The organism is Streptomyces sp. NPDC047042 (assembly GCF_040644035.1).
Lineage (GTDB): Bacteria > Actinomycetota > Actinomycetes > Streptomycetales > Streptomycetaceae > Streptomyces.
Genome location: NZ_JBEYVP010000005.1, coordinates 218194 through 234810, shown reverse-complemented (window position 1 = coordinate 234810; position 16617 = coordinate 218194). Strand labels below are relative to the sequence as shown.

The following is a 16617-nucleotide window of genomic DNA, read 5'->3' as shown; positions in this document are numbered from 1 at the left end:
GACGAGGAGAATCGGCCGCGCGAGAGGAAAACGTGCACGAGGTTCACTGGTCTGCCATGGGGGGTGAGGGCCGGCCGGGGCTCTCGGCGTGGAGCGCGGGGTCGAGCAGGTCGGGGGAGGGCTGGGCTGGGGTTTCGTCGTCGCTGTGGGCGGTCGCGGTGAGGAAGTCCGTCTCGAGGGGGGTCAGGTTCGCGATCAGGGTGTCGAGCGGGTGAGTGCCGACGAAGCGGGCTCGGGTGTGGGTGACGAGCATGATCGCCAGGGGCTCGTCGCGGGGCATCGGGAGGCCGGGGTCGATGTCGCCGCCCCAGTACATGACCGGCGCCTCGGTGCAGGGGTGCGCGAAGCGGCCCGCGCCGGCCAGCATCAGCAGGTGGGTCTGCGCGCTGGTGGCCTCGCCGTAGTAGTCGTACAGATAGGCCTCCAGTGCCTCGTCGCGGTGGCGGAGCAGGTCGCAGCCCTGGGCGGCGCGGGGGGTGAGCAGGTGCAGGGGGGTCTTGTCCCGGTCGGCGCGGATCCCGGCCACCGCCTGCGGGTAGTGGGCGGCGGTATCGGTCAGGTCCCAGTCAGGGGCGGCGCCGTCCATGGCCCAGCCCGCGTACATCGCGGACGGGTTCTCGATGATGTCGAGGCCCGGCAAGGGCGTGTGCAGCCACTCGTCGAAGCCGTCGCGTGACATCGGTATCCGTGTCGCCAGCATGAATGAACGAGCGCCCATGAAGTGCCTCCTCGGGACAACAGCGGCGGACCTGACCCCGGAATCCGCCGGCCAACCGGCCCGGAAAGCATCGGGTGCCTCGCACGATAGCCCCGCCCACCGACACCGTTTCGGGCCTGCACGCTTCCACGGCGAAACTCAGTATCAAGTGCCGTGGTTTCACGTAGCGGCCGCCGGCGGGAGGGACGCGGAACACCGCATGCGACCTTCCCGGTCCCGGCGTCAGCCCTGCACGGTGAGCCTGGCCTGGTCGAAGCGGAGGGCGGCGAGGTCCTCGGGGCGAATGAGCCAGTAGAGAGTGCCCTCGTCGCCCCACGCCGTCTTCGCGTCTCCGTCACTGTCGAACTGGGCGAGCAGGACCCAGCGTTCAGCTTCCTGGTCCAGGGTCCGGTCACCCCACGTGTGCGTGCCGCCGGGCGCCGCGTTCGCGATGTCGTACTCCACCGGACCCTGGACAGGCACGGCGTGGCCGCCGACCTGGTGACCGATCCGGGTGCGCAGGCGGGCGAAGGCACGGAGGAACGACTTGAGTTCAGCAGGCGTTTGGCGGGGGTGAGGCCAGGGCCGGGTGTCGCCGAGCAGGGCTTGCCGGGCCTGGGGCAGCCCCAGTTCGGGGGCGCTCTGCTCCGTGTCCGCGGTCAACTCCACCCGCGGGAACGCCGCCAACTCCGGGGGCGTGTCTCTCGGGAGGACGGGGGTGTTCTCGGGGACGTACAACACCCGGGCCCCGGCCCAGGTCTCGGGATCGTCAGCCGAGACGAAGACGTCTTCGTCGGCCTGACCGTCGAAAAGGAAGAAGAGCAGGGTCCCCTCCTGCAAGGGCCCGGCCGGGACGGACTACTGATCCTGGAACGCGGCGATCGTCCGGCGGGACGCCTGCAGCCCGGTGCGCTGCATCAGTTCCAGCGCGCCCCTGATGCCGGCCAGCTCCGAGCCGCCGCCGGCCCGTCCGGGCCCGCCGTGTCTGAGGGCGGGCAGCGGCGATCCGTGGCCGGTGGTCTGGTCCATGTTGGTCGAGTCGAGCAGGTGCAGTCGGCCGTGCCAGGGGGCCGCTTCGAGGGCGAAGGCGGTCGTCCAGGCGAGGTCGTCGCCGACCAGTGAGGCGACGAGGCTGCCCCGGCCGCGCGCCAGCAGGTCGCCGGCGTGAGCGGTGTCGCGGTACGCGAGGACGGTGGCGGCGGGGCCGAAGGGCTCGACCTCGTGGGGCGCGGCGGCGTCCGGGTCGGCGGAGATCAGCAGGGTGTCCAGGAAGGCGCCGCGCTCCGGGTCGGCGTCCACCACGCGCACCTTCTCCGGGTCGCCGTGGACGAAGCGCCCGGACGCCGCGATGGCCCGCACCGCCCGTCGTACGTCCTCGCGCTGGGCGAGGCTGACGACCGGGCCCATCCGTACGCCCTCCGACGCGGGGTTGCCGATGCTCACCCCGGCGAGCCGGGACGCGATCGCGTCGAGCGCGGCGCTCTCGTGCTCGCGGGGCACGAGGACCCGGCGGACGGCGGTGCACTTCTGGCCCGCCTTGACCGTCATCTCGGTGACGACCTCCCGTACGAACGCCTCGAACAGCGGTGAGGCCGGCGTGACGTCGGGGGCCAGCACGACGGCGTTGACGGAGTCGGCCTCGGCGTTGAAGCGGACGGAGCGGGCGACCAGGCCGGAGTGGGTGCGCAGGGTCTCGGCGGTGGCGGCGGAGCCGGTGAAGGAGAGGACGTCCTGCTCGCCGAGCAGGTCGAGCGCGGGGCGTACCGAGCCGGCGACCAGTTGCAGGGCCCCCGGTGGCAGGGCCTCGGAGTCGGTGATGATCCGGACCAGGCGTTCGGTGAGGTACGCGGTCGGGGTGGCCGGCTTCACCACGCTCGGCATGCCCGCCAGCACGGCCTGGGCCAGCTTCTCCAGGGGTGCCCAGACGGGGAAGTTGAAGGCGTTCACCTGGAGCATCAGCCCGGGGGAGGGGGTGACGAGGTGGACGCCCAGGAAGTCCTCGCCGCGGGCCAGGCGCTCGGGGGGACCTTCGACGAGGCAGGGGGCGTCCGGGAGTTCGGCGCGGGCCCGCGCCGCGTAGTCGCGCAGGACGCGGATGCCGCCGTCGACGTCGTAGCGGGCGTCGTTCAGGGTGGCTCCGGCGCGGGTGGAGAGGGCGTAGAGCTCCTCGCGGCGCGCGCGGACGGCGGCGGCGAGGGCCTCCAGGAGGTCGGCCCGCTGGTGGAAGGTGAGCGCGCGCAGCGCGGGCCCGCCGACTTCGCGGGCGTGGACGAAGGCACTGTCGAGGTCGAGGCCCCGGGCGGAGACGCGGCAGACGGTCTCGCCGGTGACGGCGTCGTGGACGTCGACCGCCGCCGGGTCATGGGCCGTAGGGGCGACCCAGGTGTCCTGCAGATGGCTTTCGAGAAGCATGGGATACGGCCGCTTTCGTCGAAGAGGGAAGAACTGAAGCCGCGTCACGGGACCGGGTGGTGGCCCCAGACGTCGGCCGTGTACGTACGGCTCACCCAGGTGTCCTCGTCGACCTGGACACCGCCCGCGCCGATCTCGATGCCGAACCCGGCGGGCGAGGTCATGTAGAACGAGAACATCCCGTCGTTGGCGTGCTTGCCGAGCGTGGCCATGAGCTTGACGTCGTGCTCGCGCGTGCGGTCGAGGGCCCGGCCGACCTCCTCCGGGCTGGTCACCTCGCACAGGATGTGATGGGTGCCCTCGTTCCGGTACGAGCGGACGAAGGCGACGCTGTGATGGCGGGGGTTGCAGCCCAGGAAGTAGAAGGTGCCCCAGGGGTAGTCGGCGGTGTCGCTGAGGCGGAAGCCGAGGACGTCGCGGTAGAAGTCCACCGCCTCCTGGACGTGCGGTGTCTTCATCACCACGTGTCCGAGCCCCTGGTCGCCGGTCACGAAGTCGACGCCGAGCGGTGAGACGAACTGGCTGGGAGCCAGTCGGCGCCCGCAGAACAGCTCGGTGCGGATCGCCGCCGGGCCGGTGAAGTGCACCATCCGGGTGACCTGGCGCTCCCGGCACTCCTCCTCGGTGCCCGCCGTCACATCGACGTCGGCCTCCTTCAGCCGCACGGTCAACTCGTCGATGGCGGCCGCGTCGCGGACCTCCCAGCCGATGACGGTGACACCGCCCACCGGCGCCTCCGTCAGCCACATACGGAACGGATGCTGGTCCATCCGCAGCCGGTGGCGTACGGGGTCGTCGGGCTCGCCGTTCTCGACGGCGAGCCCGATCACGTTGCGGGCGTACTCCGCCCACGCTGTCGGATCGGGCGTGCCGATCCCCACATACCCGAGGCTCTGGATCGTCATGATGAAGACCGTATTTGTTAGACCCTTGACGGTCAAGGTCCTGACGAATAAGTTGCCGTCATCGAGCCGAGGAGGACTCCGATGTCGGAGAAGCCCCGCCTGCTCCCCGTCGACGAGGCGGATCTGCAGGAGAAGACACTGGCGTCGCTGGCGCCCTACCGCGACCAGGACGGCCGGATCTACACGATCTGGGCGACCCTGGCCCACCACGAGGACGCGCTGCGCCGCTTCCTCGTCTTCGGCAACCACGTGCTGGGCAAGAACACCCTGCCGCTGAGGTCGCGGGAGCTGATGATCCTGCGGATCGCCGCCCGGGCCCAGGCGGCCTACGAGTGGGACCAGCACGTAAGGATCGCCCGCCGTGCGGGTCTCGCCGACGAGACGATCCTCGCCGCCGCCACCGGCGCCCGGGACGGCCTCGACGAGCTGGACCGGGTCCTGCTGGACGCCACCGACTCGCTCGTCGACCGCCAGGGTGTCGACGACGGGCTGTGGGACCGGCTGATCGCCCACCTGAGCACCGAACAGGTCATCGACGTCCTCTACACCGTCGGCCAGTACCTGACCGTCGCCACCGTCATCAACACCCTCGGCGTACGGGTGGAGGGCGAGCCCGCCCTGCCCCTGCCCGGACCCGCCGACCTGAAGGAAGTGCCCGTATGAAGCTCGCCAACCTCGCCGGCCGTCCCGTCGTCGTACGCGGGGACCGTGCCCTCGACATCGCCACCGCGAGCAAGGGTGCGATCGAGGCGCGACTGGAGGTGCTCGGCGACCTCTCCCTCCACGACGAGCTGCGCACCCTCGCCGAGCGCGCCGCGGAGACGGACTGGAAGGAGTTCGACCCGCGTGACCTCGGCCGGGTCGCCAAGCCGTACAAGGCGATCGGGGTGGCCCTCAACTACCGCGCGCACGCCGAGGAGTCGGGCCTCCCGGTCCCGGACGAGCCGTCGGTGTTCGCCAAGTTCGCCTCGTCGGTGGTCGGCCCGTACGACGCGATCGTGGTGGAGCCGCAGTACGACAAGGTCGACTTCGAGGCCGAACTGGTCGTCGTGATGGGCCGCACCGGCAAGAACATCCCGGAGGCCGAGGCCTGGTCGTACGTGGCCGGTGTCACCGCGGGCCAGGACATCAGCGACCGCAAGGAGCAGTGGCGCAAGCCGATCAACCAGTTCACGCTGCCCAAGTCGTACGACACCTTCAGCCCGATCGGCCCCTTCCTGGTGACCGTCGACGAGTTCGAGGACCCGGACGACATCGAGGTGGCCGGCTGGGTCGACGACCTGGAGGTGCAGCGGGGCCGCACCTCGGACCTGATCTTCCCGGTGCCCGCGCTGATCGCCTGGCTGTCGAAGCGGGTGACGTTCGAGCCCGGCGACCTGATCTTCACCGGGACCCCGGCCGGCTGCGGCGTGCGCCGCACTCCTCGGCTGTACCTGACCGAGGGCAAGGTGGTGCGGACCGAGGTCACGGGCGTGGGCACTATGGTCAATCCGGTCGTGGCGGGCTAGTCAGAGGGAGGGCGGAGATCGTGACCGACACCGTGGGTGAGACGGGGGCCGCCGGCGCGAGCCGGACCCGGGAGTTCTCGGAGCTGCTGCGCCACCACCATCGTGAGCTGGGCACGACCGATCCCCGGGACCTCGACGCGATCGAGATGGTCACCGATCTCACCCGCCTCGAGGCCCGGCTCACCAAGGACTTCGAGAAGCACGTCCACCGGCCGCTCGGCCTGACCTGGGCGGGCTTCCGGATCCTCAACGCCCTGTGGGTCTACGGCCCGCTCGGCCAGCAGGACATCGGCCGGTTCTCCGGGTCCAGCAGGGCCAGCATCTCCAGCGCCCTGGCGACGCTGGAGAGCCGGGGCCTGGTCAGCCGGGAGCGCGTCGAGTCCGACCGGCGCCAGCTGTTCGTGGAGCTCACCGAAGAGGGCCGCGAGACGCTGCGCAAGGCGATCGAGACCCAGACGAAGCGGGAGCGGGCGTGGACCTCCGTACTGCGCGACGACCAGCTCAGTGAACTGGTCCACCTGCTGCGCACGCTGGTCAACCAGGAGACTCCGACCGCGGAGTGACAGGGCCGCGGCGCCGAAAACCGTCAGGCCTTTTACCGTCAAGCATCTAACAATTGCTTGGTTTCTCAAGGGAGAGAATCATGGTCCGTCGTGTCGTCACCGGTGTCGATCCCAGTGGCAAGCCCGTGATCGCGAGCGACGGAGAGCCGCCCGTCACCCGCCAGTACGTCCACACCCCCGGCTTCGCCCGTTCCCTGGTGTGGAACACGACGGCTCCCGCCACCCCGTCGGCCGACCCGACGGAGTCCCTGAAGTCCTACATACCGGCACCCGGCGAGACCATCGCCCTGACCGTCACCTTCCCTCCCGCCAGTGTCTACGCCGACCCCGGCTGGGACCCCGCGGCGGCCGGCGCCGAACAGCTGGAGGGGACGCCGGGCCTGGCCGAGCTGTTCGAGATCGACAACCCGGGCATGCACACCACGCCCACCGTCGATTACGGCGTCGTCCTCAGCGGCGAGATCGTCCTCGACCTCGACGGCGGTGAGACCGCGGTGCTGAAGCCCGGCGACCTGGTCGTGCAGAACGGCACCCGGCACGCCTGGCGCAACCTCGGCACCGAGCCCGCCACGCTCTTCTTCGTCCTGATCGGCGCGGGCGGGAGGCCATGAGCGCCCCGGCGACGCCGGCGCCCGGCGCACCCGTCGTCGAACTCGACCTCGCCGAGCTGCGCCGCGACCCCTACCCGGCCTACGCCGAACTGCGCCGCACCGCGCCGCTGGCCTGGGTTCCCTCGGTCGGCCGCCATCTGCTGACCCGCTACGAGGACATCGTCCGCGCCGAGAAACTGCCCGAGGTCTTCAGCTCCCGCGAGGAGGGCTCGCTGCTGCTGCGCACCGTCGGGCCCAACCTGCTCCGTGAGGACGACCCCGTCCACCGGCGGCTGCGGGCCGCCGCCGAGCCGCCCACCCGCCCCCGCCAGGTCCGCGACCTGTGGGCGGCCTCCTTCGAGCGCACCGCGCACGAACTGCTCGACCGGCTCGAGGGCCGCGGCGAGGCCGATCTGATCGCCGACTTCGCCGAACCGCTCGCCGCCGCCAACCTGGCCCTGGTCCTGGGCCTGCGCACCGCGAGCGCCCATGACATCGCCGACTGGTCACGGGCGATGATGGCCGCCAACGGCAACTACGCCGACGAGCCCGGCATCTGGCTGCGCGCCGAGCGGGCGACCCGGGCCATCGAGGACGCGGTGGCCGAGGCGGTCGACGCCGTCAGGGACACTCCAGACGGCTCGGTGATCTCCTCCATGGTCCACGCCGCCGACCCGGTGTCGCGGGCCGAGATCCAGAACAACGTCAAGGTCGTCATCGGCGGAGGCGTCAACGAGCCGCGGGACGTCTTCGGCGTCGGGGCCTGGGCGCTGCTGCGACGACCCGAGGTGCTGGAGCGGGTGCTCAAGGACCCGGCGGTCTGGAAGCGGGTCTTCGAGGAGACGGCGCGGTGGATCTCACCGATCGGCATGTATCCGCGTCAGCTCGCCCAGGATTATGAGATCGCCGGTGTGAACCTGCCGGCCGGCAGCCGCGTGGCCCTCGTCATCGCCTCCGGCAACCGGGACGAGTCGGTCTTCGAGCGGGCCGACGAGTTCGACCCGGACCGTCCGCACCGCCCGCACCTCGCCTTCGGCGGCGGACCGCACTTCTGCATGGGCGCGTGGGTCGCGCGCCACGAGGTCAGCGCCATCGCCTGGCCCCTCGTCTTCAGCCGCCTCAAAGGACTCCGCCTCGCCGAGAACACCCCGGACCGTCTGGACGGCTGGGTGTTCCGCGGGCTCACCTCGCTGAACGTCACCTGGCAAACCCCCTGAGCCGTCCCCATCGGGAGGACCTCATGCCCACCGTCATCTTCCAGTTGCCCGACAGGACCGAACACAAGGTCACCGCGGAGTCCGGGACCGTGCTCATGCAGGCGGCGGTCGCGAACGGCGTTCAGGGCATCGTCGCCGAATGCGGCGGCAACGCCTCCTGCGCCACCTGTCACGTCTACGTCGCCACCGCCCAGTCCGAACTCGTCGGACCGCCGAACGAGGTCGAGGACGAGATGCTGGACTTCACCGCCGCCGAACGCCGGCCCACCAGCCGGCTCAGCTGCCAGATCCAGCTCACCGACACGCTCGACGGACTGGTCGTCGTCGTGCCGGAGGAGCAGGTATGACGAGCGCAGCGGCGGGTGTGGTGATCGTCGGCGGCGGCCAGGCCGGTTTCAGCGTCGCCTCGACACTGCGCGCCTCCGGTTACGACGCCCCGGTCACCGTTCTCGCCGCCGAGCCCCATCCGCCGTACCAGCGGCCGCCGTTGTCGAAGAAGGCCCACACCGAACCCCAGGACCTCCGGGTCGAGCTGGTACCCGAGTCCTTCTACCGGGACCGTGACATCGACCTGCGGCTCGGGGACGAGGCGGTCGCCCTCGACCTCGCCGCCCGCACCGCCCTCACCAGGACCGGCACGGCCGTCCCCTACGACCAGCTGGTGCTGGCGACGGGCGCACGCAACCGCCCGCTGCCCGTCCCCGGCGCCGATCTGCCCGGCGTGCACGCGCTGCGCTCCCTCGACGAGGCGCTGGAGATCGGCCGGGCGCTGACGACGGCCCGTGACGTCGTGGTCGTCGGCGGCGGTTTCATCGGTCTCGAACTGGCCCGGGTCGCCCTGTCCCGCGGTGCCCGCGTGACCGTGGTGGAACTGGCCCAACGGCTGCTCGGCCGAGCCGTGTCGGCGGAACTCGAACCGTGGCTGCGGCAACGGCACGAACGCGCCGGCCTCCGGATCCTCACCGGCACGGCCGTCCGGGCCCTGGAGGGCGCGGGACGGGTCGAGCAGGTCGTCACCGACCACGAGGTCCTGCCCGCCGACCTCGTCGTGTACGGCATCGGCGCGGTACCCCGCGACGAACTCGCCGGGCGGGCCGGACTGGCCGTGCGTGACGGGGTGCTGGTCGACGGGCAACTGCGCTCGGTGACAGACCCCCGTGTCTCCGCCGTCGGCGACTGCGCCCGGTGTCCGCATCCACAGGCGGACGGCCCGGTGCGGCTCGAGTCGGTGCAGAACGCCGTCGACCAGGGCGCGCTGGTCGCGCGCCGCATCGCGGGGTCCGCCGATACCGCCGGCCCGTACCGGAGCCTGCCGTGGTTCTGGAGCGACCAGGGGGACGTCAAGCTGCAGATCGCCGGGCTGCGTTCGAACGGTGACGAGGTGCGGGTGGTGCCCCGCGACACGGCCGAGCGGCTGGCCGCGTACGCCTTCCGCGACGGCCTGCTGGTGGCCGTGGAGACGCTGAACTGGCCCGCCGAGCATCTGGCCGCCCGCCGGATGCTGGAGCGGGGGACGCCGGTCTCGGCCGCCGACCTCGCGGAGACCACCCTCGGCGCCCTCGCCCGCGCCGGACGAACCGCGGAGGTGCGCAGATGACCGGCACATTCGGCGACCACCTCGTCACCGGCGCCGCCGACGCCGGTTCCCGCACCGCACTGGTCTTCGAGGACCGGACCTGGACCTACGCCGAACTCGACCTCGCCGTACGGCGCGTGATCGCCCGGCTCGACAAGTCCGGGGTGCGCAGGGGCGACCGGGTGGTGATGCAGGGGGCCGCGCGGCCCGAGGCGCTGATCACGCTGTTCGCGGTGACGCGGATGGGCGCGGTGCTCGTGCCGCTGCACCCGCAGGTGACCGGCGGTGAACTCGGGGTGGTGTGCGAGGAGACCGCACCGGCGGCGGTGGTCGCCGACGAGGGGTTCCCCGCGGGCCCGGGACTGCGACTGACCTGGCAGGAGCTGCACCCCGAGGACGCCGGACCCGAGGCCGTCCCCCAGGATCTCCCGTCCGGGTCCGACATCGCCGTCATCGCGTTCACCTCCGGCACCTCGGGCCGCCCCAAGGGCGTCGCACTGACCCACGACAACCTGCGCTGGAGCATGGCCGGCGGTCTGGCCCGGATGCCCTTCGGGGACAACGACACCGCGCTGATCTCCACCCCGCTGGCCCATGTCGCCGTACTGGGCGGACTTCCGCAGTGCGTCTGGGCACGGCGCGGCACGGTGATCCTGGCCCCCCGCTTCGAACCCGGTCTGTTCATCGACCTGGTCCGCGACCACCGCGTCACGTGCGCGTTCGCCGTACCGGCCATGTCCGCGCTGCTCGCCCGCCATCCCCGTTTCCGCGGCGGCGACCTGGACACCCTGCGCTGGATCCTGTCCGGAGGCTCACCGGCGCAGACCGCCACCCGCGAGCAGTTCCGGGCCCGCGGGATCGGTGTGGTCGACTCCTACGGCCTCACGGAGACCGCGGCCGGGGTGACCTACTCCGCGCCGGACGACCCGGCCGGTTCCACCGGATCGCCCGTCCCCGAGGCGGAGGTGACGGTCGTGGACGCGGCCGGAACGCCCGCCCCGGTGGGCGTACCTGGCGAGATCTGGGTGCGGGGCCCGTCCGTGGCCGCCGAGTACCGGACCGCCGCCGGGCCGGTGCCCGTGACCGACGACGAGGGCTGGTTCCGCACCGGGGACCGGGGACGGTTCGACACGGCCGGTCGGCTGGAGGTCGTCGGCCGGCTCAAGGACACCATCATCACCGGCGGCGAGAACGTCGACCCCGCCGAGGTGGAGAACGCGCTCGCCGACATCCCCGGCGTCGTCGAGGTCGCCGTCTCCGGGGCGCCCGACCCGGTCTGGGGCGAACTGGTGACCGCCTTCCTGGTCACCGACTCGGGCACACCCACCCTGGACGACCTGCGCGCCCACCTCGACGGCCGGCTCGCCAGGCACAAGTGGCCCCGGCGACTGTGCGTCGTACCGGCCCTGCCGCGCGGTGCCACCGGAAAGCTGCAGCGCGCGCGACTGACGACGCTGCTGGACGACTGACCCACCCTTCACAACCCCCGAGAAAAATCCCCGAGACCGTGCCGTCGGCGCCGTCTCTCCCTCCCGTACCCGAGGAGACGCCATGAGTGCGACCATGCGAGCCGCGCGGATGCACAAGGTCGGCGAGCCGATGAGGATCGAGGAACTGCCCGTTCCCGAACCCGGCCCCGGCGATGTCCGCGTGGCCGTGCACGCCGTCAACATCGTTCCGAACCTCGCCAACATCCTGAACATGTGGACCACCTGGTTCCCGGACAGCCCCCTGCCGACCCTGCCGGCGATCTTCGGTCTCGACCCGGCGGGAGTGGTGGAGTCCGTCGGCGCGGGCGTCCAGGCGTTCAAGCCGGGCGACCGGGTGTACGTCAACCCGGGCCGCTCCTGCGGCTCGTGCCGGTCGTGCCGCGACAACGACTCGATCAACTGCGCCAGTTACGCGTTCGCCGGATACTTCGGCTTCTCGCCGACGGCGATCGACCTGCTGGACCGCTACCAGGGTGGCCTGGCCGAGTACATGGTGGCTCCGGCGTACTCCCTGGTGAAGCTGCCGGACACACTGTCCTTCGAGGCGGCCGCCCGCTTCGGCTACCTCGGCACCATGTACTCCGCGCTCCGCAAAGCCGGGGCCGGACCGGGCAGAACCGTCCTGGTCAACGGCATCAGCGGCACCCTCGGCATCGGCGCGGCCCTCCTCGCGCCCGCCCTGGGCCTCACCCACGTCTACGGCACCGGCCGCGACAAGGGCCTGCTCGACCAGGTCGGCAAGCTCGCCGACGGACGCCTGCGCCTGCACTCGCTGGAGGACGGCCCGCTGGACGACTGGATCCGTGCCGAGACCGACGGCCACGGCGCCGACATCTACATCGACGCGCTCGGCCCCGGCGCACCGCACGAGACGTTCCTGGCCGGCATGCGGGCGCTGGCACGCGGCGGCATCGCGGTGAACATCGGCGCGGTCGCCGGGGATCTGCCCGTCGACGTCCACCGGATGATGGACCAGCAGTTGCGGCTGGTCGGCTCGGCCTGGTTCACCTCGGGCGAGGGCCAGGTGATGGCCGACATGGCCGGGGCGGGTCTGCTCGACCTCGGCCCGCTGGAGCACCAGGTCTTCCCGCTGGAACGGGTCAACGAGGCCATCGGCGGCATAGCGCGACGCAACGGCGGCTTCAGCAACTTCGTCATCAGCCCGACGCTCTCCGCCTGACCGGCCGAGCCGGAGGCCGCCGGTTCCTCCCCTGACCGGCGGCCTCCTCTTCCTCCCCACCCTCCTTCCTGCCTGCTTCTGGAGACACCCGATGCACGCTCAGCACGCGCCCCGCCAGGCCGACCCCCTCGACCTCCTGGAACTCGACACCCTGCTCACCCACGACGAGCGCGCCGTCCGCGACACGGTCCGCACCTTCTGCGACCGGCGTCTGGAGCCGCACATCGCCGAGTGGTTCGAGCAGGGTGCCATCGACGACATCCGCGGCCTGACGAAGGAACTCGGCGAACTCGGCCTGCTGGGCATGCACTTGGACGGCTACGGCTGCGCCGGGATGAGCGCGGTCGACTACGGCCTGGCCTGTCTGGAACTGGAGGCCACCGACTCCGGGCTGCGCTCCCTGGTCTCCGTGCAGGGCTCGCTGGTCATGTTCGCGATCCATGCCTTCGGCTCGGAGGACCAGAAGGACGAGTGGCTGCCGAAGCTGGCCGCCGGCACCGCCATCGGCTGCTTCGGCCTCACCGAGCCGGACTCCGGCTCCGACCCGGGCAGCATGCGTACCGCCGCCCGCCGTGAGGGCGACGACTGGGTCCTCGACGGGCGCAAGATGTGGATCACCAACGGCTCGGTCGCGGACGTCGCGGTCGTCTGGGCCCGCACCGACGACGGCGTACGCGGCTTCGTCGTCCCCACCGACACCCCCGGCTTCTCGGCCCCCGCCATCAAGCACAAGATGTCGCTGCGGGCCTCGGTGACGAGTGAACTCGTGCTGGACTCCGTACGGTTGCCGTCGACGGCCGTCCTGCCGGAGGTACGGGGCCTGCGCGGTCCTCTGTCCTGCCTCAACGAGGCCCGTTACGGCATCGCGTGGGGCGCGATGGGCGCCGCCCGGTCGGCTTTCCGGGCCGCGCTGGCCTACGCCGGTGACCGCGTCCAGTTCGGCCGCCCGATCAGCTCCTTCCAGCTGACGCAGGCCAAACTCACCGACATGTCCCTGGAGTTGGCGAAGGGCACCCTGCTCGCCCTCCACCTGGGCCGCGCCAAGGACGACCGGGGTCTGCGCCCCGAGCAGGTCAGCTACGGCAAGCTCAACAACACCCGTGCCGCGCTGGAGATCTGCCGCACCGCGCGGACCGTACTGGGCGCCAACGGCATCTCGCTGGAGTACCCGGTGATGAGGCACGCCAACAACCTGGAGTCGATCCTCACCTACGAGGGCACCGTCGAGATGCACACCCTCATGATCGGCCAGGCGCTGACCGGACAGGCGGCCTTCCGGTGACCGACGCGTTCGACGCCGATGTGGTGGTCGTGGGCCTCGGACCGGTGGGCGCCACCGCCGCCAACCTCGCCCATGACCTGGGGCTACGCGTCGTCGCCGTCGACCGGGCGACAGAGATCGAGCCCCGGCCGCGTGCCATCGGCTTCGACCAGGAGGCCATGCGGGTCTTCGCCGGGCTCGGTCTGGCCGACACCATCGCGCCGCATGTGATGCCCTACCGGCCCTCCGAATACCACAACGCCGAGGGGCGGGTCATCCGACGCATCGGCACCGCGCCACCGCCCCATCCGCTCGGCTGGGCGCCCAACTACGTCTTCCTCCAGCCGCGGCTGGAAGGCGCGCTGCGACAACGCCTGGAGCAGTGCGCGGGAGTCGAGATCCTCCTCGGCACGGAGGCGACGGACATACGGCCCGACGACGGCGGCGTCAGCGTCGCGACGACCGATCTCTCGGGGAGACACCGGACCCTGCGGGCCCGGTACGTCCTGGCCTGCGACGGCGGCGCCAGTCCCCTGCGAGCCGCGCTGGGCCTGGGCATGCGCGACCTGGAATTCGACGAACCCTGGCTGGTGGTGGACGTCCTGCTGCGCTCCGGCGCCGGCCAGGACCTTCCCCGGACCAACATCCAGTACTGCGAGACGGCACGCCCGAGCACGTTCGTCGTGGGCCCCGGCAACCTGCGCCGCTGGGAGTTCATGATCAACCCGGGCGAGGACCCGGAGGAGGTGTCCCGGGAGGAGTTCGTCCGGGGGCTGCTCTCCCGCTGGCTCGACGCGGGGGAGTACGACCTGTGGCGGGCGTCCAGTTACCGGTTCCACGCGCTGGTCCTTCGCCAGTGGCGCGCCGGGCGGGTGTTCTTCCTGGGCGACGCCGCCCATATGACCCCGCCGTTTCTCGCGCAGGGTATGTGCCAGGGGATCCGCGACGCCTCCAACCTGGTGTGGAAGCTGGCGCTCCAGCTGCGGGGCGTCGCCGAGGAGCCGCTGCTGGACACCTACCAGCGGGAACGGGAGCCGCATGTGCGGCAGGTGACGCTGGCCGCCAAGGAGCTGGGCCGGATCATCTGCGAACGGGACGAGGCCGTCGCCGCGGCACGCGACGCCGAACTGCTCGGCGAACTGGCGGCACGGCCCGAGGGAATCGTCCGGCAGTCCCTCATCCCGGGCCTGACGGCGGGATTCCTCGCTCCCGTGGGCTCCCCGGCGAGGGGCGACCTGCTGCCGCAGCCCAGGGTCACGGACGTCCGAGGACAGGAGGGTCTGCTCGACACGTTCACCGGCAGCACCTTCCGGCTGGTGGTCCGGCACGACGTGGACGCCTCGGCGGCCGAGCGGGCGCTGTCCGTCCATCGGGCGGCCGGTGGATTTCCGCTGCGGCTGGTCCGTATGACCACGGGCGGCACGCCGACGCGGCCGGACGAGTACCTGGAGACAGGGCCGCTCCTCGACGACTGGATGCGACAGCGGTCGTGCGCGGCCGTCCTCGCCCGCCCGGACCACTACGTCTTCGGCGGCGCCCGGAGCGCGGAGGACATCGCGAGCCTGCTGGACAGCGCGGACCGGCAGTTGCGTCCCTGGGCCCACCACCTGGCCGAGCCTCCCGCGCGGCAACGAGGTGTGGCGTGACGGACGTCCGGTGACCGCTCGTACGGGGCGGTCCCCCGGGTGCCGTCCTCGGACCAGCACCCGGGGGACCGCCGCGCGCGTGTCAGGCGGCGTCGACGTCGGTGGTGGCCAGCTTGGCGTAGACGTCCGGCCGGGTGCGGCGGATGTGGGCGGCGAGGGCGACGCCGGCCAGGAACACCGCCGGGGTGAGCGCGACCAGCGACCAGTTGACGGCCGGGCCTGCGCCGGTGAACAGGTCGAGGCGCTTGCAGACCAGCACGGTGACCGCGGTGAGGAGGACACCGGCCGCGGCGGGCGCGAGGAGGGTACGCAGAGGTCCCTCGCCGTGCTCGGCGGAGTTGCGGCGGAAGAAGGCGACCACTGCGAAGGCCGCCAGTGCCTGCAGGACGAGGATGCCGACCACCCCGGGAGTGTTCACCCACAGGAAGAACTTGGTGTAGGGGTCGACGCCGATCACGGCGAAGACGGCGACGACCACGACCGCCAGGACGCTCTGGGCGATGCCGGCCACCCACGGCGAGCCGTGCCTGGGGTGCACGCGGCCCAGCGCCGAGGGGGCGACCTTCTCGACGGACAGGGCGTAGACGTACCGGGTGATGGCGTTGTGGAAGGCGAGCAGGGCGGCGAGCACGCTGGTGACGATCAGGACGCGCTGGACGTCGGTCGCCCAGCCGCCCACGTACTGGGTCATGGCGGTGAAGAACATCTCCGCCGGGTTCTTCGCGGCGACGCCGACGGCCTGGTCACTGCCGAACGCCTGCACGATGATCCAGCTGATGAAGGCGTAGAAGAGGCCGAGGAAGCCGATCGCGAGGTAGGTGGCGCGGGGCACGGTGCGGTCGGGGTGACGGGCCTCCTCGCGGTAGATGGCGGTGGCCTCGAAGCCGATGAACGCGGCGACGGCCAGACCGAGCGGTCCGCTCATCCCGGAGACGAAGACGTTCGAGGGGGCGAAGGAGTCGAAGGTCAGCCCGCTCGCGCCGCCCTTGACCAGGACCGCGCCGGCGAGCAGCACCAGGATCGCGGTCTCCGCGATCAGCAGGGCGGCCAGGACCTTGGCACCGAGGTTGATGGACCTGAAGCCCAGGAACCAGACGACGGCGATCCCGGCGAACGCGTACACCGGCCAGGGCAGGTCGACGCCGAGAAGGTCGTTCGCCGTGGTGGAGGCGAAGAAGCCGAAGGCGCCGAACATGCCGATCTGGAGCGAGTTGTACGAGAACACCGCGAGGAACGCCGCTCCCAGCCCCGCCGGACGGCCGAGCCCTCGCGCGATGTACGAGTAGAAGGCACCGGCGTTGCGGATGTACGGCGTCATCGCCGTGAACCCGACCGCGAAGAGGACCAGCACCACGCCGACGGCGAGATAGGCGACCGGGGCGCCGATGCCGCCGAAGAGGATGGCGAGGGGAGCCACGCCGGCCATCACCGTGAGCGGGGCGGCCGCGGCGACGACGAAGAAGACGATGTCGGCGACGCCGAGGCTGCCGCGCTGGAGGTGAGGGCTCTGGTCCGTCCCCCCGGCCGGTGGTGGCTGGTGGGGAGCGGTGGGAACGAGGGGCTCGGTCATGG

16 protein-coding genes are annotated in these 16617 nt (G+C 71.6%); 11 read left to right on the top strand and 5 right to left on the bottom strand.

All coding sequences use genetic code 11. From position 1 onward, the window contains the following. Positions 1-43 precede the first annotated feature (43 nt). The 4 genes from ABZ855_RS07430 to ABZ855_RS07415 form a co-directional block, all read right to left on the bottom strand. Positions 44-718: a hypothetical protein gene (locus tag ABZ855_RS07430; protein ID WP_360802407.1), complete on the bottom strand. Its 675-nt coding sequence runs from the start codon at positions 716-718 to the stop codon at positions 44-46. Positions 719-940: 222 nt separating this feature from the next. Continuing rightward, positions 941-1537 (bottom strand): YwqG family protein, encoded by a 597-nt coding sequence (locus tag ABZ855_RS07425; protein WP_360802405.1) that lies wholly within the window; start codon positions 1535-1537, stop codon positions 941-943. Positions 1538-1555: 18 nt separating this feature from the next. Then, the gene (gene paaZ / locus ABZ855_RS07420) at positions 1556-3109 is read right to left on the bottom strand and encodes a phenylacetic acid degradation bifunctional protein PaaZ (RefSeq protein WP_360802402.1); all 1554 of its coding nucleotides are present in this window, start codon (positions 3107-3109) and stop codon (positions 1556-1558) included. Between the two features lie 44 nt (positions 3110-3153). Then, entirely contained in the window at positions 3154-4014 is an 861-nt protein-coding gene (locus ABZ855_RS07415) for a VOC family protein (protein ID WP_360802399.1), read from the bottom strand. Between the two features lie 81 nt (positions 4015-4095). Here ABZ855_RS07415 and ABZ855_RS07410 point away from each other — a divergent pair, with 81 nt between their 5' ends. The 11 genes from ABZ855_RS07410 to ABZ855_RS07360 all read left to right on the top strand — a co-directional run bounded on the left by ABZ855_RS07410 (position 4096) and on the right by ABZ855_RS07360 (position 15045). Then, the gene (locus ABZ855_RS07410) at positions 4096-4677 is read left to right on the top strand and encodes a carboxymuconolactone decarboxylase family protein (protein ID WP_360802396.1); all 582 of its coding nucleotides are present in this window, start codon (positions 4096-4098) and stop codon (positions 4675-4677) included. Continuing rightward, positions 4674-5522, top strand: a complete 849-nt coding sequence (locus tag ABZ855_RS07405; RefSeq protein WP_360802393.1) for a fumarylacetoacetate hydrolase family protein — start codon at positions 4674-4676, stop codon at positions 5520-5522. The genes ABZ855_RS07410 and ABZ855_RS07405 overlap by 4 nt, the downstream gene beginning before the upstream one ends. A gap of 20 nt (positions 5523-5542) precedes the next feature. Then, positions 5543-6085 carry a MarR family transcriptional regulator gene (locus tag ABZ855_RS07400; RefSeq protein WP_360802390.1) on the top strand — a complete coding sequence of 181 codons (543 nt, stop codon included), beginning with the start codon at positions 5543-5545 and terminating at the stop codon, positions 6083-6085. Between the two features lie 80 nt (positions 6086-6165). After that, positions 6166-6696: a cupin domain-containing protein gene (locus ABZ855_RS07395; RefSeq protein ID WP_360802387.1), complete on the top strand. Its 531-nt coding sequence runs from the start codon at positions 6166-6168 to the stop codon at positions 6694-6696. Beyond that, the gene (locus ABZ855_RS07390; RefSeq protein ID WP_360802384.1) at positions 6693-7892 is read left to right on the top strand and encodes a cytochrome P450; all 1200 of its coding nucleotides are present in this window, start codon (positions 6693-6695) and stop codon (positions 7890-7892) included. Before ABZ855_RS07395 ends, ABZ855_RS07390 begins: the two co-directional genes overlap by 4 nt. 23 nt (positions 7893-7915) lie before the next feature. Next, positions 7916-8239 carry a 2Fe-2S iron-sulfur cluster-binding protein gene (locus ABZ855_RS07385; RefSeq protein ID WP_360802381.1) on the top strand — a complete coding sequence of 108 codons (324 nt, stop codon included), beginning with the start codon at positions 7916-7918 and terminating at the stop codon, positions 8237-8239. Beyond that, the gene (locus ABZ855_RS07380) at positions 8236-9489 is read left to right on the top strand and encodes an FAD-dependent oxidoreductase (RefSeq protein WP_360802378.1); all 1254 of its coding nucleotides are present in this window, start codon (positions 8236-8238) and stop codon (positions 9487-9489) included. Before ABZ855_RS07385 ends, ABZ855_RS07380 begins: the two co-directional genes overlap by 4 nt. Next, complete coding sequence (locus ABZ855_RS07375) at positions 9486-10937, top strand: AMP-binding protein (protein WP_360802375.1); 1452 nt, start codon at positions 9486-9488, stop codon at positions 10935-10937. The genes ABZ855_RS07380 and ABZ855_RS07375 overlap by 4 nt, the downstream gene beginning before the upstream one ends. A gap of 82 nt (positions 10938-11019) precedes the next feature. Further along, positions 11020-12138: an alcohol dehydrogenase catalytic domain-containing protein gene (locus tag ABZ855_RS07370; RefSeq protein WP_360802372.1), complete on the top strand. Its 1119-nt coding sequence runs from the start codon at positions 11020-11022 to the stop codon at positions 12136-12138. Between the two features lie 91 nt (positions 12139-12229). Beyond that, positions 12230-13420: an acyl-CoA dehydrogenase family protein gene (locus ABZ855_RS07365; RefSeq protein WP_360802369.1), complete on the top strand. Its 1191-nt coding sequence runs from the start codon at positions 12230-12232 to the stop codon at positions 13418-13420. Next, positions 13417-15045, top strand: a complete 1629-nt coding sequence (locus tag ABZ855_RS07360) for a bifunctional 3-(3-hydroxy-phenyl)propionate/3-hydroxycinnamic acid hydroxylase (protein ID WP_360802366.1) — start codon at positions 13417-13419, stop codon at positions 15043-15045. Before ABZ855_RS07365 ends, ABZ855_RS07360 begins: the two co-directional genes overlap by 4 nt. A gap of 82 nt (positions 15046-15127) precedes the next feature. On the opposite strand, the gene ABZ855_RS07355 is transcribed toward ABZ855_RS07360, so the two are convergent. Further along, the gene (locus ABZ855_RS07355) at positions 15128-16615 is read right to left on the bottom strand and encodes an APC family permease (RefSeq protein WP_360802363.1); all 1488 of its coding nucleotides are present in this window, start codon (positions 16613-16615) and stop codon (positions 15128-15130) included. Positions 16616-16617 lie beyond the last annotated feature (2 nt).